The 17,641-nt window shown below is 62.4% G+C and carries 15 protein-coding genes; 10 read left to right on the top strand and 5 right to left on the bottom strand.

Annotated elements, in window-relative coordinates; all coding sequences use genetic code 11:
• Positions 1–152 precede the first annotated feature (152 nt).
• The 6 genes from imuA (at position 153) to SB822_RS50735 (ending at position 7,899) form a co-directional block, all read left to right on the top strand.
• The gene (gene imuA, locus SB822_RS50760) at positions 153–860 is read left to right on the top strand and encodes a translesion DNA synthesis-associated protein ImuA (protein ID WP_086909790.1); all 708 of its coding nucleotides are present in this window, start codon (positions 153–155) and stop codon (positions 858–860) included.
• On the top strand, positions 790–2,262 hold the full coding sequence (locus SB822_RS50755; RefSeq protein ID WP_086909789.1) for a Y-family DNA polymerase: 1,473 nt from the start codon (positions 790–792) through the stop codon (positions 2,260–2,262). Before imuA ends, SB822_RS50755 begins: the two co-directional genes overlap by 71 nt.
• A gap of 3 nt (positions 2,263–2,265) precedes the next feature.
• Positions 2,266–5,412, top strand: a complete 3,147-nt coding sequence (locus SB822_RS50750) for an error-prone DNA polymerase (protein ID WP_410858321.1) — start codon at positions 2,266–2,268, stop codon at positions 5,410–5,412.
• Positions 5,413–5,434: 22 nt separating this feature from the next.
• Positions 5,435–5,734 carry a DUF2471 family protein gene (locus SB822_RS50745; protein WP_086909787.1) on the top strand — a complete coding sequence of 100 codons (300 nt, stop codon included), beginning with the start codon at positions 5,435–5,437 and terminating at the stop codon, positions 5,732–5,734.
• Positions 5,735–5,834: 100 nt separating this feature from the next.
• Complete coding sequence (locus SB822_RS50740; protein WP_410858320.1) at positions 5,835–6,344, top strand: hypothetical protein; 510 nt, start codon at positions 5,835–5,837, stop codon at positions 6,342–6,344.
• 793 nt (positions 6,345–7,137) lie between these two features.
• The gene (locus SB822_RS50735) at positions 7,138–7,899 is read left to right on the top strand and encodes a hypothetical protein (protein WP_410858319.1); all 762 of its coding nucleotides are present in this window, start codon (positions 7,138–7,140) and stop codon (positions 7,897–7,899) included.
• 517 nt (positions 7,900–8,416) lie between these two features.
• On the opposite strand, the gene SB822_RS50730 is transcribed toward SB822_RS50735, so the two are convergent.
• The 4 genes from SB822_RS50730 to SB822_RS50715 all read right to left on the bottom strand — a co-directional run bounded on the left by SB822_RS50730 (position 8,417) and on the right by SB822_RS50715 (position 14,566).
• Positions 8,417–8,674, bottom strand: a complete 258-nt coding sequence (locus SB822_RS50730) for a DUF4242 domain-containing protein (protein ID WP_079486562.1) — start codon at positions 8,672–8,674, stop codon at positions 8,417–8,419.
• Positions 8,675–8,729: 55 nt separating this feature from the next.
• Positions 8,730–12,353: an AAA family ATPase gene (locus SB822_RS50725; RefSeq protein WP_410858318.1), complete on the bottom strand. Its 3,624-nt coding sequence runs from the start codon at positions 12,351–12,353 to the stop codon at positions 8,730–8,732.
• Between the two features lie 346 nt (positions 12,354–12,699).
• Complete coding sequence (gene ligD / locus SB822_RS50720) at positions 12,700–14,217, bottom strand: DNA ligase D (protein WP_410858317.1); 1,518 nt, start codon at positions 14,215–14,217, stop codon at positions 12,700–12,702.
• Entirely contained in the window at positions 14,123–14,566 is a 444-nt protein-coding gene (locus SB822_RS50715; protein ID WP_086909372.1) for a hypothetical protein, read from the bottom strand. Before SB822_RS50715 ends, ligD begins: the two co-directional genes overlap by 95 nt.
• A gap of 150 nt (positions 14,567–14,716) precedes the next feature.
• Between SB822_RS50715 and SB822_RS50710 the strand changes: the two genes are divergently transcribed.
• From SB822_RS50710 to SB822_RS50700, 3 genes are all read left to right on the top strand, one after another.
• Entirely contained in the window at positions 14,717–15,640 is a 924-nt protein-coding gene (locus tag SB822_RS50710; protein WP_242681805.1) for a Ku protein, read from the top strand.
• A gap of 1 nt (position 15,641) precedes the next feature.
• Positions 15,642–16,460 (top strand): tetratricopeptide repeat protein, encoded by an 819-nt coding sequence (locus SB822_RS50705; RefSeq protein ID WP_410858316.1) that lies wholly within the window; start codon positions 15,642–15,644, stop codon positions 16,458–16,460.
• A 75-nt stretch (positions 16,461–16,535) separates the two neighbouring features.
• Positions 16,536–16,748 (top strand): hypothetical protein, encoded by a 213-nt coding sequence (locus SB822_RS50700; RefSeq protein WP_086909370.1) that lies wholly within the window; start codon positions 16,536–16,538, stop codon positions 16,746–16,748.
• A 229-nt stretch (positions 16,749–16,977) separates the two neighbouring features.
• On the opposite strand, the gene SB822_RS50695 is transcribed toward SB822_RS50700, so the two are convergent.
• Positions 16,978–17,208: a hypothetical protein gene (locus SB822_RS50695; protein WP_410858315.1), complete on the bottom strand. Its 231-nt coding sequence runs from the start codon at positions 17,206–17,208 to the stop codon at positions 16,978–16,980.
• A 138-nt stretch (positions 17,209–17,346) separates the two neighbouring features.
• Between SB822_RS50695 and SB822_RS50690 the strand changes: the two genes are divergently transcribed.
• Positions 17,347–17,559, top strand: coding sequence for a hypothetical protein (locus SB822_RS50690; protein WP_133061180.1), 213 nt, complete (start codon positions 17,347–17,349; stop codon positions 17,557–17,559).
• Positions 17,560–17,641 lie beyond the last annotated feature (82 nt).

The raw sequence follows: 17,641 nt of genomic DNA, 5'->3' as shown, positions 1-17,641 counted from the left end.
AGCTGCGGTCGAAATGCTACCTCATGCGACGGCGGACGACGCGTCCATGCAGTCGCTGTGCAACAGTACCCGTCAAAAAACAGACGATGTAAGCGTGGACTTACCAGGCTATACTACTGTTTATATATACAGTGTTTTTTCTGGGGAGAGCGATGAGCGCCGTCATGCTACCCGAAGCGATCCATCCCGATTTATGGAGGGGCAACCAGCTTGCCCGCTCCGCATCGCGGGTCGTCCCTTGCGGCGACGAAGCCCTTGGGGCTGAACTGCCCGGCGGCGGCTGGCCGCGCGGCGCGCTGACCGATCTGCTCGTCCAGCAGACCGGTTGCGGCGAACTGCGTCTGCTGCGACCCGCCTTCGAGCGCCTGGGATTCAAACCTGTCGTGCTCCTGCAGCCGCCGCACAACGTCCAGCCGACCGCGTTCGCGTGGTGGGGCCTCGAGCCGTCCAACCTGCTGACGGTGAAGGCACCGAAGACTGCCGACGCGTTGTGGGCCGCCGAGCAGATTCTGCGCGCGGGCACCTGTGGCGCGCTCGTGTTCTGGCAGCAGCACGTGCGGCCCGAGGCGGTGCGCCGGCTGCACCTGGCCGCGCAGACGTCCGAGTCGCTCTTTTTCATGGTGCGGCCGCTCGCGACGACGCGCGACGCGTCGCCTGCACCACTGCGACTTGCGATCCGCGCTGCGAAAGGCGGCGTCGATGTCCAGTTTCTGAAGCGCCGCGGCCCCGCCCGCGATGAACCGCTGTTCGTGTCCCTGACGCCCTCCCCGATCCTGAACGTAAAACGCCATGCGACTGTGGATAGGCGTCCATCTCCCGTCGTTGTGCCTCGAAGTGTTCCGGCCGAAGTGGTCGCTTGAACCCGATGACGACGCAGGCCTTGCCGTGCTCGAAAAGGAGCGCGTCGTTGCCGCCGACCCGTCCGCGCGCGCGGCGGGCGTCTGCATCGGCATGCGTCGCGGCGGTGTCCTGACGCTCGCGCCTGCCACCGTCATGCAGGAGCGCAACAGCACGGCGGAGGTCAACGCAGTGCGCGAGATCGCGACAGGACTGTTGAACCTCTCACCGCAGGTCGTGATCGCCGAGGAAAGCACGGTGCTCGTCGACGTGTCGGCGAGTCTGCGGCTCTTTGGCGGCATCCGGTCGGTGCGTCGCATGGCGCGCCGGGTCGCCGATGCGATGGGTGTTACTGCCACGATCAGCGTCGCACCAACGGGACAGGCGGCATGGCTGCTCGCGCGGTACTGCGGCGGCGTTGCGCTGTCGCATGCCTCGCTGTCGCGCGCCCTCGCCGGACTGCCGGTCAACCTGCCCACGCCCACCCGACGCCACCTCGACTGGCTGACGGGCATCGGCTGCGAGACAGTCGGACAGCTTATGCGCCTGCCCCGTGCGGGACTGAAAAAACGCTGCGGCACGGCACTGCTCGATGTGCTTGACCGCGCCAATGGAGTCGCACCCGAAGTGTATGAATGGTTTGAAACGCCGCCGACCTTTCAGGCGCGCATCGAACTGCCCGACCGCATCGAGCACGCCGAAGCGTGTCTTTTTGCGGCCCGCCGGCTCGTCGTCCAGCTAACGGGCTGGCTGTCACAAAAGCAGCTGGCCGTCACGCGCATCGCGCTGCTGCTCGAACACGAACGAGGTCGCGACGCGATCGACCCGACGACAATCGAGGTGTCGCTTGCGGAACCGACGTGGCGCGAGGATCACCTGATGCGACTGCTCAAAGAGCGGCTGGGCCGCGTCGAACTCGCGGCGGCCGTCATTGCGTTGCAGCTCGTCGTGCAGGAAGTGAAGGAGGCAGAGCCCGCATCGGACTCACTGTTTCCGGAGCCGGGCGGGACGGCCGCCGATCACGCGCGGCTGCTCGAACTGCTGGTCGCACGCCTCGGTGTCGAAAACGTGCTGAAGCCCGCGCCCGTTGCCGATCATCGCCCCGAAGTCGCCGCCCGCTGGGTGCCCGTCACGGACAAGACGAAGTACGTCGCGCCGGCGACGGACACGCCGCGTCCCGCCTGGCTGCTGGAATCGCCGATCAAGTTGCTGATGCGCGGCGAGCGACCATTTTACGGCTTGCCACTGCGCACGGTGTCATCCGGTGAACGCGTCGAGGCGGGCTGGTTCCGGGGTGAGCCGGTGACGCGCGACTACTTCGTTGCCGAGGCCGACGACCATATCTGCTACTGGATCTACCGCGAGCGGATTGGCGCCGTCGACGAAGACGAGCCGCGCTGGTACCTGCATGGGCTGTTCGGATAAGCCATGCTGCCCGCTTCGTTCGGCCTGCCCGGCTATGCCGAGTTGCAGTGCGCGTCCAACTTCACGTTCCTGCAGGGCGCGTCGCACGCCGAGGAACTGGCCGCGCGCGCGGCGCAGCTCGGCTACGAGGCAATTGCGATCACCGACGAGTGCTCGCTGGCGGGCATCGTGCGTGCGCACGTCGCCGCGAAGGAAACGGGCATCAAGCTGCTGGTTGGCGCGCACTTTCGCGTCACGAACGCGGACGGCTCACCTGCCCTCGCCTTCACCGCGATCGCCCAGAACCGCGACGGCTACGGCAACCTGTCGGAACTCATCACGCTCGCGCGCACGCGCACGGCCAAGGGCACGTATGTCGTGTACCCGCACGATCTCGATCATCCCGATTCGCCTTACACACATCTGCGCGCGCTGCCCGACTGCCTGATCGTTTTGACGCCCGAGTACCACGCGAAGGATGTGCGCCTTGACGCGCAGGCGCTATGGGCGGCACAGACGTTTGGCACCGACCGCTGCTGGATCGGGCTCACTCTGCACGCCCGCGCGCTCGATGACCTGCATCGCAATACCGTCTATGACGTCGCCGAGCGGCATGGACTGAACGTGGTGGCCACCGGCCAGGTGCTGATGCATGTGCGTTCGCGCAAGCCGTTGCAGGACACACTGACGGCGATCCGCCTGAACCGGCCCGTGACCGAATGCGGGTTCGAGCTGGCGCCGAACGCCGAACAGCATCTTCGCTCACGGTTGAGGCTGGCCAACGTCTATGCGGTGGACGCGCTTGCACAGACGCTGAACATCGCGTCGCGCTGCACGTTCAAGCTCGACGAGCTCCGCTATGAGTACCCCGACGAACTCGTGCCGCCTGGCACCACGCCGACCGCCTATCTGCGACGCGAGACCTATCTGGGCGCCCAGCGGCGCTATCCGCGCGGCATTCCGCACAGCGTTCAGACCCAGATCGAGCACGAACTGTCGCTGATCGCCGACCTGAAGTACGAGCCGTACTTCCTGACGGTGTACGACATCGTGCGCTTCGCGCGCAACGAGGGCATCCTGTGTCAGGGGCGCGGCTCGGCGGCCAATTCGGCAGTCTGCTTTTGTCTTGGCGTCACAGAGGTCGATCCCGATCGGAGCAGCATGCTTTTCGAGCGCTTCATCAGCAAAGAGCGTGGAGAACCCCCGGACATCGACGTCGATTTTGAGCACCAGAGACGGGAAGAGGTCATCCAGTACATCTACCGTAAATACACGCGGACCCGCGCGGCGCTCGCGGCCGCCGTGACAACCTATCGACCGCGCTCCGCGATCCGCGATTCCGGCAAGGCGCTCGGGATCGATCCGGTGATCGTCGATCGCGTCGCCAAGGAGCATCACTGGTTTGATTCGAGCGCCGATCTTATCCGTCGCTTCGTTGATAGCGGACTCGACCCTGAGATGCCGATGATCCAGCAGTGGGCGACGCTCGCCGCGACACTGCTCGGCTTTCCCCGTCACCTGTCGCAGCACACAGGCGGCTTCGTAATCGCGCGAGGTAAGCTCTCGCGGCTCGTGCCCGTCGAAAATGCGTCGATGCAGGATCGCACCGTGATCCAGTGGGACAAGGACGATCTGGAAGCGCTCGGCCTGCTGAAAATCGACGTGCTCGCGCTCGGCATGCTGTCGGCGATCCGCCGCACGCTTGACCTGGTGTCGCAGCAGCGCGGCGAGCCCTTCGAGATGCAGGACATTCCGCCGGAGGACGAGGCCACCTACGACATGATCTGCGCAGCCGATACCGTCGGCGTGTTCCAGATCGAGTCGCGCGCACAGATGAGCATGCTGCCGCGCCTGAAACCGCGCGAGTTCTACGACCTTGTGATCGAAGTCGCGATCGTACGTCCCGGCCCTGTGCAGGGCGGCATGGTCCATCCGTACCTCCGCCGGCGGCAGGGATTGGAACCCGTAAGTTATCCGAGTCCTGACGTCGAACAGGCGCTGAAACGTACGCTAGGCGTGCCGATCTTCCAGGAGCAGGTGATGCAGGTCGCAATGCTCGCGGCAGGCTTCAGTGCGGGCGAGGCGGATCAGTTGCGCCGGGCGATGGCCGCATGGAAGCGCAAGGGCGGCCTGCAGCACTATCACGACCGCATCGTTGAAGGGATGCTCCAGCGCGGCTACGACCGCGAGTTCGCCGAATCCATCTTTGCGCAGATCCAGGGCTTTGGCGAATACGGCTTTCCCGAGAGTCACGCGGCGAGCTTCGCCCTACTCGTCTACGCAAGCTGCTGGCTCAAGCGCCACGAGCCAGCAGCGTTCCTGTGCGCCATGCTCAACAGCCAGCCCATGGGCTTCTACTCACCATCGCAACTTGTCCAGGATGCAAAACGTCATGGTGTCGGCGTGCTGCCCGTCGACGTGACAGTGAGCGACTGGGATTCAACGATGGAAGGCGACGGGAGCAAGGCGCACGTGCGACTTGGCATGTCCGTGGTCCGCGGCATGCGTGAGGAAACCGCGCAGCGCATCGAAGCGACGCGCGCGGTGAAGCCGTTCCGCGACGTCGCGGACCTCGCGAACCGGGCGCAGCTCGATCGCCATGACCTGCAGGTGCTCGCGGCCGCCAACGCGCTGAGGGCGCTCGCGGGCGACCGGCGGCAGGCACTATGGGCAGCCGTCGCCGCGGTCCCGGAAAAGGATCTGTTGCGCGCGACGGCGCGCGAGGAGGAAGCGCCCACGCTGGTCGCGCCAACCGAAGGACAGGACCTGATCGCCGACTACCGTTCGACGGGTCTGACACTAGGCCGCCATCCGCTCGCGCTGCTGCGCAAGAAGCTGCTCTCGATGCGCCTGATGCCTGCCGACGCGCTGTCGCGCTATCGCGACGGCCAGCTCGCGCGGGCGTGCGGCATCGTCACCGTACGCCAGCGCCCCGGTACCGCGAACGGCGTCATGTTCATGACGCTCGAGGACGAGACGGGGTCTGTGAACGTGATCGTCTGGCAGTCGGTGGTCGAACGGCAGCGGCGCGAGGCGCTCGGCTCGTCATTGCTCGCCGTCTATGGTGTGTGGCAGCGCCAGGGCGACGTGAAGCATATCGTCGCACAGCGGCTCGTCGACGTTTCGCACCTGCTCGGCGAACTGCCGACGGCGAGCCGGAATTTTCACTGAACTCAACGAAACGGAGTGATCGATGGGAAACTACAACGTGCTGTTTGACGCGCAGGCCGCCGTCGAGGCGGTCCTCCCGAATGTTGTCGCACGGCACCGCAGCAAAGGCGTCCTCACGTGGAAACTGATCCACCAGATTGAGGAAGAGGTGTTGTCTGAGGTCCGCGCGGAGGGACGGTTCAGCCAGCGGCTGCTGCAGATGATCTGCGCGCCCGCCGCCCTCTCCTATCCCAACGATGAGCGGCCCGTATCCTTCGAAGGCCATGACTTCGTGCCGATTGTCTTTTCGGCGATCGACCGCGCATGGCGGCAGGTGCATTAAGCCATTAAGCGCGCCCTGTGGAACGTGTCATGCTGTACTGCGCGTGAGCAGAGGGAGGTACGTCATGTGTTACAGGGATCCGGAGAAAGGCATTGCGCTGGTGCTCGAAGTGATTGGTGATTTAAGGAGCGCGCACGGCCACACGCCGCTTGAAGATTTCGATCATTTCTGCAGCTACTCGGGCCTATCCGAAGATGAGGTCGGCCGCCTGCCTTTTCTTTGGACAAAATACGGGTACCTGTCGGCATGGCAGCCTGCCGACGGGACGCCGCTCAGCAGCACAGATGCGCTTACAGGCGAGGCCCGCCGGCGCGAGGATGATGAGGTGGCCGTCGTGGCGTTCAGGTTGCAGCTCGGAATGCTGCTGCGTGACCTTCCGGTCGGAACTGTCGCCGAACTCGACGACCTATGTATCGCGTGGTGGAACGGCAACGATCTCGTTTTCGCGCACGTTTGCGACGATGACCCCGATCGGATCGAAGAGGAATTCGACCTCGACGATTGCGAATGGCACGAGCGGCGGGAGGCTTTTGAAACGTGGCTGAAGGAACCGAAGTACAGCTCGCGCGCCGAGGTTCGCGGCTGGGTGTTGCGACAGCGACAGCAATGAGAGGCTATCTATGCGCCGCGCGCTATTACACTCCCGGCACCTTACGCATCACCGGCGACGCTTGACATGTGGCGGACTGCTGTAAAACGAAGGTGTGCCATCCTTCACAGCAGACCAAACATATGCGTCGACGAGAACCAAAGATTTATGCAACGCTCCGCCGCCGTTATTGCACTGAAGCCCTGATTCGAATGGGCTTCAAATACACGAGTACGAGCGGTTCCACTCTCGTCAAACTCGGCGCGTTTCGGACGCCCTATGCGACCGCGTCGCGAGACGGCGAATTCTGGCGCGTCACGCCGCTCGTAGGGCCGCGCGTCTGGCGACCGCGATGAGTCGTTGTCGCTCGTCCCGATTTCGGGTGCCGCCTCTTTCAGCCATTGAACGTCTGTAAGCGACCCACTACGGCCTTTCAAAGTCGGACCGCGAACGTCCGAAGCCTGACCTATCTGGGACATTCGAAAGGCCATTCGGCACCGTTGATTCATGCGTGACATCCGCCAGGCGCCGCCGTGCGCATATCAGACCAAAGACCAATGTCGGTATTCCAAACCAGCCTGTACCATAGGTTATGGACGGGCGGGGGTTATCGCGCGGTCGAGACGACGCGCCCGCGCAAATCAGAAGCCGCGTCATCACTTCCGAAAGCGACGATCCTTGGTCGGCCCGTTTGACAGGCTGGCGAGCCGTCCGGCCTGGCGACAGAACCCTGGCACGAGGGCAATGACAGGAGAAATTCAAGCCGCGACGCATGCCGGACTTATCCTTGCGAGCGGAGAACGAGGGTAAAAGAGTGAACCACGTCGAGATCGCTTTGATCGTGTTTGCCTGTGTATTTGGCAGCGCGTTGCTTGGCCTGTATGTGCGCACCATCTTGCCAGTGCACCATCTTAGCGATGAATCAACCGGTGTCTTAAAGCTGGCAGTCGGTCTGATAGCCACGATGGCCGCGATAGTGCTTGGCCTGCTAATTTCGTCGGCGAAGAGTTCGTTCGACACCGTGAACGGCGAGGTCGTGCGTAATGCCGCCAGTATCATCGTCTTCGATCGCGATCTGGCCAAGTATGGCCCGGAAACGAAGGAGGTTCGTGATCTGCTTAAGCAGAGGGTCGGCATGTCGATCCAGATACTAGCTTCTGGTGAACCTGCGCAGATCGCAAAACTTGGTGGCGTCGAGGCAATTAGACGGGCGGAAGGTTTTCAACACAAGCTGGAGGAACTGTCGCCGCGCAGCGACGCGCAACGTCAACTGAAGGCACACGCCATCCAGATTGCGGAAGAGGTGCTGGCTGCGCGCCAACTTACGATGCTGCAAGCTGTGGGCTCGACTCCCGCACCATTGCTGATATGCCTGGTGTTGTGGCTCTCCATTATCTTTTGTTCGTTTGGCGTGTTCGCTCCCGCCAACGCGACAGTCATTTTTGGGTTGCTTCTGGGTGCGCTGTCCACTTCCGTCGCAATATTTCTGATTCTCGAGATGAACAGACCGTTCGAAGGGGTAATCAGGGTCTCGCTCGCACCTATGCGGGAGGCACTCGCCATACTCGGCCAGTAGAGGCGATAGGTGTCACGGACGGCAACCGTGACCGGCAGCGAACGTGACCTCGCGCAGCGATTCGGGTGCGATCCGAGAACGACCGGAGCGCACCAAACTTCGGCCAGTCGAGGTGATATCGTGACGGTCGCTTCATGGCCGCTTTCGGTCCGATCCAATTGCAGCGAGCATCACGATTCGGCGCGGCTCGCGTCCGGCGGAACCCGACCCGATGCTGCCGTTCAGCCCGGCGCCGGGATAAAGGCCGCTTTCGAGGCGCACCGGTCATCGTCATATGCGCCTTCGTAACTGGTGATATGACCCAGGGCGTCGTCTGCCTTTCGGCATTGCGTCCTCAACTGCTCGACCCCGTCCCCGCCTTGAACGAATGCCAGTCATGGTTTAGGAGACGACGCGCTGCCGCTTAAGCAGACTCGAACGCGTCGATCGGTGGTTGCCGCGGCTGCCCGATAACGTTAGCGGCAATCCTGTCGTTGCAGACTCTCAGCCATAAGATGATGTATCCGTGCCCCGTCTCCTAGTTAAACATTTCCGGCCGCAAGTCGCTCACCTCGATGATCACATCGGCTGGCAGATTAGCCCTATGCGCGGCGGCACGGATGGCGTCTGCGTTGGGCGCCTCATACAGGCAATAAGTTTTCTTCTTGTCCGCGCTGAGAAACGAAAAGAGCCACTCGACTCCTTCCTCGTCGTTGATCCTCTTCACAGTTGCAGCACTTTCGCCCGTGACCTCAAGTTGTTCCGCAAAATTACGTTCAATCATGAAACGCGGCATGTGATTCTCCTTGAATAGCGACTGCACATTGCACGTCCAACTGTGCAAGCCTGTGCTAGCTTTTGAGCCCTGTTCCTGTCTGCGCGCCAGCGATACGCTCGACGAGCGCGAACATCCTGAGTTTTTTTGCTGTGGCCGCCGCCATCGAGAGCAGGTCTTGCGCGCGCGCTCTATCTCCGATGCCATTGCGTGCCGCCAGCATGAGCGCGTATTCGTGGCGGCCGTGCGCGAGCCAGGGCCACGCTCGCAAGCGCTCGTCCATGCGCAGCGCGTATTCGAAATGCCGTTCGGCGGCTGACCAGTCGCCAAGAGCATGAGCCAGCATGCCAAGAAACCGTGCCGCAGATCCGCAGCAGAGCGTAAAGACCGGAACCGTGACGACCTGATCCTGGAACGGCAGGAGAAGGGCATAGATGCGTCCGGCATGTTCGACGTCCCGCAGGCGGGCAGCAACCTCCGCCAGATAGGTCAGCGTGACAAGCCGCTTGCTGTCCACGGGGATGCTGGATTCCGATTCCGCAAGCCGAACGAGATTGTCGCGGGCTTGCGCCTCGAAGCCGAGATCACTGCAAATCAACATGAATCCTGGCCGCCACGTAGCGTCCTCGGAATGCTCGTCGACAAACCGCTTGAAGATCGGCGCGACCTCGGCGAGCCGGCCCTGTTCGCGACGTATCGCGAACATCTGCATGCCGTAGACACCTGTAGCGAGATTTGCGTCCGCATTCTGCGCCATATGCAACGAGTCACGCGTCTTGTGCTCTGCCTCGGAGAAGTCACCGACGAGTATGGCCCGCATCGCCTGCGCCCCCGTCACGCACCACTTGTCGACGAAGTGCTGTCCGCTAGTGGCGATCTGCCTATACCGTTCCAGCGCACTCTCGAAACGGTCCACCTCGCCGATCTCCAGGTAGCCAGCGAGACATCGCGCGCATGCGTGCCCGATAGTGTGCGCATCGCCGAGATCTTCCGCCATCTGCCTCAACTCCAGCAACACGCTTTCACGCTCCTGAAACCTGTTCGCAGGTAACGGGAGCGCCCCGACATGCATCAACTCGCACGCCAATGCATCGAACAGGCTCGGCAGATCGTTCAGGCGCCTGGCGAGGGCGACAGCCTCCTCGGCAAATTCACTACTTTGTTCGCGTGCACCCGTCATATGAACAGTGCGTACGAGGCGACTCAACAGGCGGCAACGCTCGACCGACTCTTCGGTTCCAATCAGGGTGAGCGCCTCCTTCAGCAGTGAAAGTGATTCGTCGCCGGAACCTTCGAGGAACGTCTCGGCGGTGTCGAACTCTAACGCTGCCTGCACGAGATACGACGTGAGCTTCTGTTCGCGGGCAATTCGGGCCGCCTCGCGGAAGGTCGCGATCGCCTCGCGTTGTGCCAGTCTGAGCTCTGCCCTGCCCCTCGTCAGCAGCAGACTCAGCAGGTGCCTGGCCCGATCCGCCTCACTGCAGGAGCATCGGCTGATCAGTTCAAGTCCGCGCTGCACATGGGCGATAGTCTCGTCGCAGGCAGCGCCCGCAAGCGCCCGTTCCCCGGCACGCTGCCAATAGCCGATCGCGCGATCCGGCAGATCGGCCGCAGCGAAGTTCTGAGCGATCAATTCGGGTTGCCGCTCGACGATGTCCGGATAATGTTCTTCAAGAGCAGCGGCGATTAGCGCGTGGTAATGGCGGCGGCGTGCAAGCAGCAGGGATTGGTATGCAATCTCCTGGATCAATGCATGCCGGAATAAATAGGTGTCTCCTTCCGCGAGTCTCCCTGAAGCAGGAACAATGATTTCGGCTGCGATCAGACGGTCGAGCGATTCCTGCAGTTCGTCCTCTGACCTGGACGCAATCAGGCCAAGCAACTTCCTGCCAAATTCACGTCCCACTGTGGCTGCGACCTGCGCGGTTTCCTTGACGGCGGGTTCCAGCCGGTCGAGCCGCGACAGCAGCGAGCCCTGCAGCGTGTCCGGAATCGCGATTGCCTGCGGCGCGCTTTTCAACTCGTAGCCGACGCCGGCATCCTCCAACAGATCGCTTTGGAGAATGGCCTTTGTCAGTTCCTCGACGAAGAGCGGCACGCCGTCCGTCTTCGAGACGATCTGATCGCGCACGAGATCCGGAAGCTGCTTGCCACCCGTCAGCCGCTCGATCATCGCAACGCAATCGCGGCGCGATAGCCGATCGAGATTGAGTTGAACGAGATGAGGGTAAGTCCATCCCGGTTCGAACTCGGGTCGCGCAGTGATAAGTACCAGCAGCCGGGCGGACACCAGTTGTTCAACCACGAGCCGAACAAACTCGAGAGATGACGGGTCGATCCAGTGTGCATCCTCGACAACGACAAGTACCGGCTGAACGCGCGTTGACGTTTCGAGCAAAGCCACCAGCAGGTCCAGCGTCCGGCGCTTGAAGGAAGGGGACGATGTGTCAATTGCCGGATGGCGCGCGCCTGTCGGAATCCCAAGCAGGATCGTAAGAACCAGAAGCGTCTCGTCGACATCGCCTCCGAGTCTTGCGATTCCAGCCTCCAGCCGCTGCAGATTCGACGCATCAGACGCGTCGGGGGCGACGCCAAAAGTGCGCTGTAGCCAGCGTTGTACCGGCCAAAAAGGGCTGTTTCGAAAGTGCGCGGAACAGTGAAGCGAAACTATTGTATGTGCGTCTTTACTCATGCCCTCGCAGAGCGCCCGCAGCAAGCGAGATTTGCCGATCCCCGGCTCGCCGGTCAACAGTACGCAACGCATTTCGCCGTCGACGCTCTGCTTCCAGCGCCGCCGGATCATGTCGAGTTCCGCAGCCCGGCCGATGAGTGGCGTCATCCCATGGATCGTCCTGATTTCGAAGCGGTCGATCGTATCCGCTTGCGCCAGCACACGTTGGACCCGGACCGGACCCGTGACCCCTTTCAATTCGCGCAAGCCAAGATTTTCAAGCTCGAACGATCCTTCGATCAGGTGTTGGACGGTCGGTCCCACAACGATTGCGTCGGGGGGAGCTACCGACTGCAGCCTTGCGGCGATGATTGGCGCTTCTCCGACGATCGCCCGGTGATCCAGCGAAGATCCAGCGCCAATCGCGCCGGCGACGACAAGTCCCGCTTCGATCCCGATCCGCGCCTGCAGGCGCACGCCGTACTGAGTTTCGATGAGTTCGTTGGCCTCGCGAAGCGCCGCTATGGCAGCGAGGGCGGCAAGTACTGCACGTATTGCATCGTCTTCGTGCGCATTCGGATAGCCGAAATACACGAGCAGGCCGTCGCCGATATAAAGCGCGATATGGCCTTCATGAGCCTCGATCGCGCGTGCGCAGGCTTGATGGTAGACCCCTAGCAGACGTCGCATGTCCTCTGGATCGAATCGCTCCGCTAGCGCTGTCGAATCGATGAGGTCGATGAACATCACTGTGATTTGCCGCCTCTCGGCCTCGACGGCTTCTGATGCGGGAGACGAAGGCAAGTCTCCACTTTGCTCCGCCCGCCGGAGCGAATGTGTGTGGGCATCGTTCAGCGCCGCAAGACCTTTTGCAAGTCGCTTGCGATCGCCAAGCGTAAGGCCGAGTTCCTTCAGATCGCCCTCGGAAAGATCGCTGAGCACATCCCAGTCGATCCCTTGCGAGGTGAACTTTGCAGCGTACACGCCGAGGCCAATCTGCGCTAACCAAATCGTCAGATCGTCGGTCATTGTGGATCTCTGGAGCACCCATCCAACGTTATCATCGGCGCGGCAGCGCAACTTGTCCATGCGGTTTCGCGCCTCGTTACGGCGAGTATCCAGACAGGCGTGTGCGATCGGACTTATTAAGTAGGCGCAACGAACATTGCGACTTGGCGACTTGGCCGGTATCGACTCCTCACATGTCCGGTCCGCGACCGACTTCCGGCATGCGTAACCGCTCCATTGTTTGTGCTTCTTCGTCTTCGACCAATCGAATGGCCGGTGACTTGGGCAGAGCCGACGTCTGAACGTCCAAGCGTCCGGAAAAGCGAATGACGCTTCCTGGCCGGTCGCCGACGCTTAACCGATTCCGTCAGTCAGTCGCGCCAACGGCTCGCCGCATTATGTCGGTGATTTCCTGCTCGACTGCAAACGCAGCGCTGCCTTCCCACCGCGACCTGGCTTCATCGAGGCCCGTCAACACGTTCCAATCGGCCGCGCCACCGAGTTCCGGCAACTCGTCCCAACTGACCGGCATTGACACCGTAAGCCCTGGCCTTGCGCGCGGCGACAAGGCGACCGCCGTCGTTGCGCCCCTCCCGTTTCGGAGGTAATCCACGAAGATTTTTCCAATGCGGTTTCGTGGTCCCGACACTGCAGAAAAGCGTTGCGGGATGACCTTCGCGAGATGGCGCGCGATCGCGTGGCTGAAACCCTTGACCTCTTCCCACGTGTGGACTGGCGCAAGTGGCACGGTGATGTGCACGCCCTTTCCTCCGCTGGTCTTACAGAAGGACTGCAGCCCGAGTTCGTCTAGCACTACCCGCGTGAGAGTTGCAGCTTCAACCATCACGCTCCAGTCGAGTTGCGGGTCGGGATCGAGATCGAGAATGAAGCGGTCGGGATGATCGAGGCCGGGCGCAGTCGCGTTCCACGCGTGAATCTCGATCGTGTTGAGTTGCGCAAGCTCCAGCAACGCTTCTCGCGTGTTCGCAACCAGTAGCGGCGCATGACCGGGGTGCATCGACTCCGGCAACTGCGTAACGGCTTTCAGGCGCTGCCCTTCTGCGTGCTTCTGATAGAACATCTCGCCATTGATCCCATCAGGCGCGCGCACGATCATGAGGGGCCTGTCCTTGATGTACGGCAAGAGGTAATCGGCAACCGCGTCAAAGTACCGGACGACGTCCGCTTTCTTGAGGCCCGTCGATGGATCAACGATGCGCGAAGCGTTGGTGATTGTCGTTCCGGCCACGCTCGAACTCGCACCGCGACGACTACCTGTCGCGGGCGGGGCAACCGGCTTCTCTTCATGGACTTCGTCTGCCTCCTTGTCGTCGCGTAGCGCCTTCAGGACGCCGTGACGGATCTCCCCGGACGAAGTCCATTCAAGGAACGATACTTCGACAACTACATGTGGCCGCATCCAGACGATCTCCCGTCCTCGCTCAGGCTTCGGCGGGTTAAAGAATGGCGATTCGGCGCCCGGTTCGAGACGCTCGCGCAGAGCGCGCATCTGTGCGGGCCGCAACGTCGCCTTAACCGAACCTGAGAAGCGAAACCCGCCATCGCGTTCATACACGCCGAGCAGCAACGAGCGAATGCCTGCTGCCGCTCCCGCGCTCCGGCTGATACCGCCGACGACGAATTCCTGCCGTTGTAGGCATTTCACCTTGGCCCAGTCGGGCGAGCGGCCTTCCGTATAGGGGCGGTCGATCCGTTTGCCGATGAGACCTTCAAGGCCCATCCGACAGGCCGAGTCGAGCAAGGATTCGACGCCGTCGTTGAACGTGTTGCTAAGCCGTATATGTGCGTCGTCGACGCCAGCAAGCAACTGCCGCAGTGCGGCTTGCCTGTCGCGGAGCTTGGCCCGTCGTGAGGTCCGCGCCATCCAGAAACATCATGTCAAAAGCGAAAAACGTCAGGCCTGCCGTGCGGCGCCTGGCGAAGGCATTTTGCAAAGCCGAGAAGTCGGGGACGTCGGCTTTATTGAGCGCCACCACCTCGCCATCGATCCATGCCTGGCTGACTGGCAGGCGGGCGAATGCTTCCGCTAGGACAGGCATCTTCCCGGTCCAGTCGTGGCCGTTGCGCGTGAACAATGTCACCGAGCCGTTGTCGATACGGCACAGCATTCGATAGCCATCGAACTTGATCTCGTACGACCAATTCGAGCCGACCGGCGGCCGATCGACGAGCGTGGCGAGTTGCGGCCGGATGATGTCCGGCAGGCTGTCCACCTGGCTCTCGTCCGCCTGATCGGGTACTCTCGTTCTACGCGCCACCTGTTCCGCCTCCCAAATCCCATCGGCGTCGCACTGACTGTTCCAGCCAGGCGCGCTGGCCGGGAAATTGCTGCGAACGGGAGCGCCTGCCAACGGGAGAATGTCATGGCCGCTCCGCGTTCGATCGCCTCGATGACCATCAGCTTTGGACTTGTTTCGATTCCCTGCCGCATGTTCTCGGCCACGGAATCCAAGTCTGCGGTCAGCTTCAATATGTTGCACAAGGATTGCGGCGCCCGGGTACGCCAGCAGCTCTACTGCCCCGCGCATCAGGCCGTCATCGAGCGTTCGGATACCGTCAAAGGGTACGAGTTCGAGAAAGACAAGTATGTCGTTTTCGAGCCCTCCGAACTCGAGGCGTTCGAGGCGACCGCGAGCCACAGCATCGACATAGTCGCGTTCCTTCCGTCCGACGCGATCGATCCGATCTATTTTGACAAGGCTTACTACCTCGGGCCCGACAAGCGTGGAGCGAAGCCCTACCAGCTTCTCGCTCAGGCGATGACCGAAACCGGCACCTGCGCGCTCGCCAAATTCGTGATGAAGGGCAAGCAGAACGTCGCGCAGGTGCGTGCCGGGCCGGACGGGCTCATCCTGCAGCAGCTGCTGTACGCCGACGAGGTACGCGCGCAGTCGGCGATCGGGATCGACAAGCCAGATGTGCAACCTGCCGAACTAAAGCTCGCGGAGCAACTCATCGAACAGTACCGTGTAGATTCCTATGACCCGACGCAGTACAAGGACGAGGAAAAGGAACGTCTGCTGGCCGCAATCGACCAGAAAATCGCCGGCAAGAAGATTACCCTGCAGCCCGCCGCGCAGCCCGAGGGAGCGGAGATCATTGACCTCGTCGAAGCTCTCCGGGCGAGCCTGAAGGGACAGGGCACCGCGGCCGCGAGGCAAAAGCCAGATGCCGTGCCTGTCGCCGAGCCAGCCGCGCCGAAGCACCGCAAGGCGGCTCGACGGGCTGCGACCCCCGACGCGCCCACCGCGTCGGCACCGGCCAGAAAGACAGGAACCCGCAAATAGCATGACCCGTGAGGAACGTTTCCGCATGCGCGACGTGCAGCGGATGCTGGGCGTCTCGCGAACCGTGATTACCCAGCTCGTCGCAGGCGGCTTCGTCCAACCGGCGCGCGGTCACGGCAGGGAGACGCTGTTTTCGTTCCGCGACGTCGTCATGCTGCGCACCGCCCATTCGTTGAGAAAGGCGGGCATCCCGCCGCGCAAGATCGTGCGGGCACTGGAAAACCTCCGCGCGACCTGGTCGCCAGACAAGGACCTCACGGCGATCCGGATTACTGCCGTCGGCACCGACGTGGCCGTTCAGGACCGCGACGGGCCGTGGGACGCCCATACGGGGCAGTTGCTGCTGGATTTTGAGCCGACGCCCGCATGCGGCGGTACCGGCAACGTCACGGAGATTCAAAAGCGCCGCGCGCCCGACGAATTCGCGGACGCTGCCGCAACGGAAGCTGAGGGCGATGTGGACGGCGCCGAAGCCGGCTACCGGCGCGCCATTGAATCGGACCGGACCTATCTCGATGCGTACCTGAACCTTGGATGCCTGCTGTCGGAGTGCGGCCGCTACGACGACGCTATCGAGGTATGGCGTAACGCCCTGCTGGAAAACCCGGACCATCACCTGCTTCACTTCAATCTCGGCGTGGCGCTGGAAGACTCGGGCCGCCTCGAGCAGGCCCTGATCGCATACCGGCGCAGTATTGAACTGAAACACGACTTTGCAGACGCTCACTTCAACGCGGCGCGCATCCATGAGGAGCTGGGCCAGCAGACACAGGCAATCCGCCACTACAACGCCTACCGGACATTGAACCGCGACGGTTGAGGGGCTTCCCGAGCCCGTCGGGCATCGGGCTTGCTGTCCCCTTTTTGCGTGCGATTTGATCAAGGGAGGCAAGTTATGGCAGAGCAGCACAAACCAGGCGAGATCGTGAAAACGTCCGGGATCTACAAGGTCGTTCACGAAGGCGACAGCAAGGCAGCGTTCGAAGTGACATGCGTCGAGGGCGAGCACTTTCCACCGACCCGAACCGGCAAAGGCGCGGTCTATGAGCTTGTGCACGGTGCGACGCATTCGCACAACCACACCGAACTTGGCAGCGGCGACACGTGACAGACCAGTGGCGAATAAGCGGCCAGCGGAGACGCTGGCCGATGGCGGCGACGGGCGGCCTCTTGCGAGCCGCTCAAATCGCGCTTTCGCGGGTTCCCGCAGCGGGCACCGGCGAAGCCAACGTCGCAATCAGCGTGTAGCCGGGATACGAGCCCGTCCGACTATCGAGGCGCCCGGCGCGCAGCGTGACGGGATTCAAAGAACGGCAGATGGCAGTACGCCGTCGAAATCAAGAAAGACCATCATCGCTCTCCAGCCAGCGCTCGCGCGCCTTGCTGTCCTCGTGCTTCCCTTCGGCATCTCGCCACCCATCGCGCCAGTCGGACCATTGGGGCGTCTTTGGTGTAAAGGGGTTGTCCTGCCATGCCCCGCCCTCGCGGCGGCTGCTGAATCCATCCCGGTATGCGTCGCTGCGCGTCACGCTGTGTCGCTCCCAGTGGTGAATGCCTGCAGTATGCATGCGCTACTGGCTCACGGAGTGAGCTACCGGCCGCCCGGCTGCACCCGAGAGCGTGCGAGACCAGATGTCGCGACGCTTGACATGTTGCGGTCTGCTGTAAAAACGTGGGTGCGCCATCCTTCACAGCAGACCAAACATATGCGTCGAAAAGAACCGAAGATCTATGCAACGCTCCGCCGCCGTTATTGCACTGAAGCCCTGATCCGAATGGGCTTCAACTACACGAGTACGAGCGGTTCCGCGCTCGTCAAACTCGGCGCGTTTCGCACGCCCTATGCGACCGCGTCGCGAGACGGCGAATTCTGGCGCGTTACGCCGCTCGTCTCGCCCCGTATCTGGCGTCCGCGCTGATACCAGGCGCGGTCAGCGCCGTACTGGCGGGGGCTGCTCGAGTTCCAGGGGATCGTCTGGATCCTTGCGAGGAAGGGCTGCC

Source organism: Paraburkholderia sp. SIMBA_054, from assembly GCF_046534875.1.
Classification (GTDB): Bacteria; Pseudomonadota; Gammaproteobacteria; order Burkholderiales; family Burkholderiaceae; genus Paraburkholderia; species Paraburkholderia hospita.
Note: the sequence above shows the minus strand (reverse complement) of the source record. Positions and strands in the feature narration are given on the sequence as shown.

Bases quoted from the DNA above. Each gene is read 5' to 3' on its own strand.
- SB822_RS50695 (WP_410858315.1), bottom strand. From the start codon at position 17,208: ATGCATACTGCAGGCATTCACCACTGGGAGCGACACAGCGTGACGCGC.
- SB822_RS50730 (WP_079486562.1), bottom strand. From the start codon at position 8,674: ATGCCGCGTTTCATGATTGAACGTAATTTTGCGGAACAACTTGAGGTC.
- SB822_RS50705 (WP_410858316.1), top strand. From the start codon at position 15,642: ATGACCCGTGAGGAACGTTTCCGCATGCGCGACGTGCAGCGGATGCTG.
- ligD (WP_410858317.1), bottom strand. From the start codon at position 14,217: ATGGCGCGGACCTCACGACGGGCCAAGCTCCGCGACAGGCAAGCCGCA.
- SB822_RS50755 (WP_086909789.1), top strand. From the start codon at position 790: ATGCGACTGTGGATAGGCGTCCATCTCCCGTCGTTGTGCCTCGAAGTG.
- SB822_RS50750 (WP_410858321.1), top strand. From the start codon at position 2,266: ATGCTGCCCGCTTCGTTCGGCCTGCCCGGCTATGCCGAGTTGCAGTGC.
- SB822_RS50745 (WP_086909787.1), top strand. From the start codon at position 5,435: ATGGGAAACTACAACGTGCTGTTTGACGCGCAGGCCGCCGTCGAGGCG.
- SB822_RS50690 (WP_133061180.1), top strand. From the start codon at position 17,347: ATGCGTCGAAAAGAACCGAAGATCTATGCAACGCTCCGCCGCCGTTAT.
- SB822_RS50725 (WP_410858318.1), bottom strand. From the start codon at position 12,353: ATGACCGACGATCTGACGATTTGGTTAGCGCAGATTGGCCTCGGCGTG.
- SB822_RS50700 (WP_086909370.1), top strand. From the start codon at position 16,536: ATGGCAGAGCAGCACAAACCAGGCGAGATCGTGAAAACGTCCGGGATC.
- SB822_RS50710 (WP_242681805.1), top strand. From the start codon at position 14,717: ATGGCCGCTCCGCGTTCGATCGCCTCGATGACCATCAGCTTTGGACTT.
- imuA (WP_086909790.1), top strand. From the start codon at position 153: ATGAGCGCCGTCATGCTACCCGAAGCGATCCATCCCGATTTATGGAGG.